The organism is Neobacillus drentensis (genome assembly GCF_036965425.1).
Lineage (GTDB): Bacteria > Bacillota > Bacilli > Bacillales > Cytobacillaceae > Neobacillus > Neobacillus drentensis_F.
Genome location: NZ_JBALPP010000218.1, coordinates 1 through 2,977 on the forward strand (window position 1 = coordinate 1; position 2,977 = coordinate 2,977).

General features: G+C 33.6%; 4 protein-coding genes. 3 read left to right on the forward strand and 1 reads right to left on the reverse strand.

Features of this window, described 5'->3' with window-relative positions; translation table 11 throughout:
* Window positions 1-187: 187 nt before the first annotated feature.
* On the forward strand, window positions 188-496 hold the full coding sequence (locus tag V7161_RS30235; protein ID WP_335716452.1) for an RDD family protein: 309 nt from the start codon (window positions 188-190) through the stop codon (window positions 494-496).
* Between the two features lie 296 nt (window positions 497-792).
* On the opposite strand, the gene V7161_RS30240 is transcribed toward V7161_RS30235, so the two are convergent.
* Window positions 793-1,257, reverse strand: coding sequence for a low molecular weight protein-tyrosine-phosphatase (locus tag V7161_RS30240; protein ID WP_335716453.1), 465 nt, complete (start codon window positions 1,255-1,257; stop codon window positions 793-795).
* A 564-nt stretch (window positions 1,258-1,821) separates the two neighbouring features.
* On the opposite strand from V7161_RS30240, the gene V7161_RS30245 reads away from it, so the two are divergent.
* Window positions 1,822-2,364: a dihydrofolate reductase family protein gene (locus V7161_RS30245; protein ID WP_335716454.1), complete on the forward strand. Its 543-nt coding sequence runs from the start codon at window positions 1,822-1,824 to the stop codon at window positions 2,362-2,364.
* A gap of 63 nt (window positions 2,365-2,427) precedes the next feature.
* A complete protein-coding gene (locus V7161_RS30250) occupies window positions 2,428-2,883 on the forward strand; it encodes a GNAT family N-acetyltransferase (protein ID WP_335716455.1) in 456 nt (151 codons plus the stop codon).
* Window positions 2,884-2,977: the final 94 nt, after the last annotated feature.

Sequence of the window (2,977 nt, forward strand, 5' to 3'; positions counted from 1 at the left end):
ATTCTAATATAAGGTATAAATTAGTAAATATCCTGATTAGTAAAAGATTATTATGGTGCTAGTTCGGTAGCTAAATTAAAGAAGAGGGCGTTATTTTCTTAATTAGGTCAAATAGTTGCATATTATTCTTTATATCCCAATAGTCTTAAATGAAACTACTGTCTAGGAAATGAAGATGGGGGATTCAATGGAGGACCGAGATGAAAAATTAAAAAACGTATCGCTCGGAACACGAATCATCGCTTTTTTATTGGACGACGTTATTATCTTGGGCTACCTCTTGCTGCTTTTCGTACTATCTTTTTTTGCAAGGCCGTTGCTGATTCCATTGTTCACAGCAAATTCTATATCAGCGGAAATCACCGGATTTCTATTGATTACACTACCTGTTTATCTTTATTTTTCCATAAAAGAAGGTGGGAAATTGCATGCGACATGGGGAAAACGAAAAATGGGGATAGTGGTCATGGGTGTAGATGGTCATCAATCGGTCTGAGCCGTTCGCTTTTCCGTTCTGCGCTTAAATTTGCTCCTTGGGAGCTGTCGCATTTTACGATTTGGCACATTGTCATACCTTCTGATTTCCCTGATTATTTGATTAATTTATTATTGATAACGATATACGGACTTGTATTCATCAATTTGGTAAGCCCCTTATTGAACAAAAATAAACAGACTGTTTATGACATTATCGCTCGAACTGTTGTTAGGTACAAAGACTAAAGAATCATAGAGTTTTTATATTAATATTGATAGAGATAATTCTAATGATGAAAGATGGATGCCTAGTTGTTATAAGTTTTTTTCCCTGTGTATTTTATTGAGTAATACCTGGCAGCCAGCTGAAACAAGACGATAGGTTTCATCAAAGTCACCAGTAAAAAATGGATCGGGGATATCTTTCCTGTATTTGGTCAGGTCCAGCAGTCTAATGATCTTTGGATGATTAGGCTTTCCAGTTATCCTGTAAATATTCTTTATGTTGCTTTCGTCCATACCGATAATATAGTCGAATCTCCAAAAGTCTTCTTTTTTTAGTCGGCGTCCAACCAGCCCATCAGTAGAGATATTGTATTTCTTCAGAATATTAAGAGTTCCATCGTGCGGAGGGAAGCCGATTTGCCATGAACTGGTTGCAGCGGAATCAACTGTGATTTTGTTTGTCAATTTTTCTTTTTTGACTAAGTGTCGAAACAGAGCTTCAGCCATAGGTGAACGGCAAATATTCCCAAAGCATACAAATAAAACGTTGATCATGTAGCTAACCCCTTTAAATTTATCTTTTTTTCATTTTAATAGTCTTTTTTGGAATGAATTATGTATTTTCAAAATAGTGGATTGGACAGATGTGTTGTTTTGCTCACCTCTAGCCGTTACGAGAGTCTTATTATATTAAGCTACTCCACCGATGATAAGAAATAAACATACATTGATTAGAGCAAATCATCTCAGTAAGCACCATCTGCCATGTAAAGTGCCTTCATTTCATTCGTAATCACAAATTATGTACAAAACAGAAAAATGGAACGGCGCTAGTGTTAATTTTATAGACTGTTACCCAATAAATCCTTGTGATTTGTCTTTATTTAGTTTTAAAATAACTCTTTTTTTTGTGTACAAGATGAATTGTGAAGAACTTCATTAAACTAATGGGGGCAAGAGTTTAGGTAGGATCGTAAAGACGCGACCCTTTTTTCTAATGAAATACCGCGGTAGTTTAGTGAAAGAAGAATGAAATTTAATCTCGAGAATTTAAAGGAAATTATAAAAATTTTATAGAAAATATTTAGAATGTCCGTTTTTAAAGGGAGGGTTTTCTGAATGGCAAAATTGATTTATCATATTGCAATTACCCTTGACAATTTTATTGCAGATTTGAATGGAGTAGCTGACGATTCTATATTTTTAAATGAGGGTGATCATGTTTCAGATTTCATATCCGATATTCAACAATTTGATGCGGTATTAATGGGGGGAAAAACATATGAATACGGCTTTCAATTCGGTCTTAAGCCGGGTGAGCCTAGCCCATATAAGTTGAAGCATTATATTTTCTCAAACACAATGCAGTTTGAATCAAACGATGTAGTGAAATTAATTAAAAATAACGCGGTAAACTTTATACAAGATCTCAAAATGAAGGAAGATGGAAAGTTGTGGCTCTGTGGGGGAGGTAATTTGGCGGGTTCATTAATTCAACATAAACTTATTGATCAATTAGTCTTAAAAGTTAACCCTGTAATGATTGGAACGGGGATACCTCTATTTGGCAGTGTTAAACTTTGTTTGAATTTGGAATTAGTTGACATGAAACAATATTCGAACGGAGTCCTTAAATCAACGTATAATATTATTTATTCTTAGCAATAAAGGTGAAAATCAAGTGGATTGATCCCTTAGTTATTATAATATACGAGGAGTAAGAAGATGGAATTACAAACAGAAAGACTTAAAATCGTTCCTTGTACAGATGAATTATTATCAACGATTTCAACAAAAGATTACAAAATAGGCCCTCATATAAAGATGTTTTTGGAGAAACTTAGAGTGGATTCTACTCAATTAGGTTGGGGTGTATGGCTAGTTATCAAAAAAGAAAACAATACGATTATAGGTGATATTGGATTTAAAGGTAAACCTAATTCAGAAAATACGGTTGAAGTAGGATATGGAATTATACCTTCAGCACAAAATAAAGGTTATGCAACAGAAGCAGTAAATGAAATTATTAATTGGGCGTTTAAAAATGATAATGTAGATAAAGTAGTTGCTGAGTGCCTACATGATAATTTTTCATCCATTAAAGTGTTAGAAAAGTTGAATATGAATCAAATTGGAAAAGTGAATTCTATGTTAAAATGGGAATTAAAAAAGGTGAGATGAGCTCAAGTTACTCATTTTAATATTAGAACTATTTTAATAGAAATTAATGGGAAGTGTTTGAAGACTGCCTTGCTTAATAGAAACTCAAGACGGA

What these genes read in the sequence shown, in the direction of transcription:
- V7161_RS30250 (WP_335716455.1), top strand. Translation starts at nt 2,428, where the DNA reads ATGGAATTACAAACAGAAAGACTTAAAATCGTTCCTTGTACAGATGAA.
- V7161_RS30245 (WP_335716454.1), top strand. Translation starts at nt 1,822, where the DNA reads ATGGCAAAATTGATTTATCATATTGCAATTACCCTTGACAATTTTATT.
- V7161_RS30240 (WP_335716453.1), bottom strand. Translation starts at nt 1,257, where the DNA reads ATGATCAACGTTTTATTTGTATGCTTTGGGAATATTTGCCGTTCACCT.
- V7161_RS30235 (WP_335716452.1), top strand. Translation starts at nt 188, where the DNA reads ATGGAGGACCGAGATGAAAAATTAAAAAACGTATCGCTCGGAACACGA.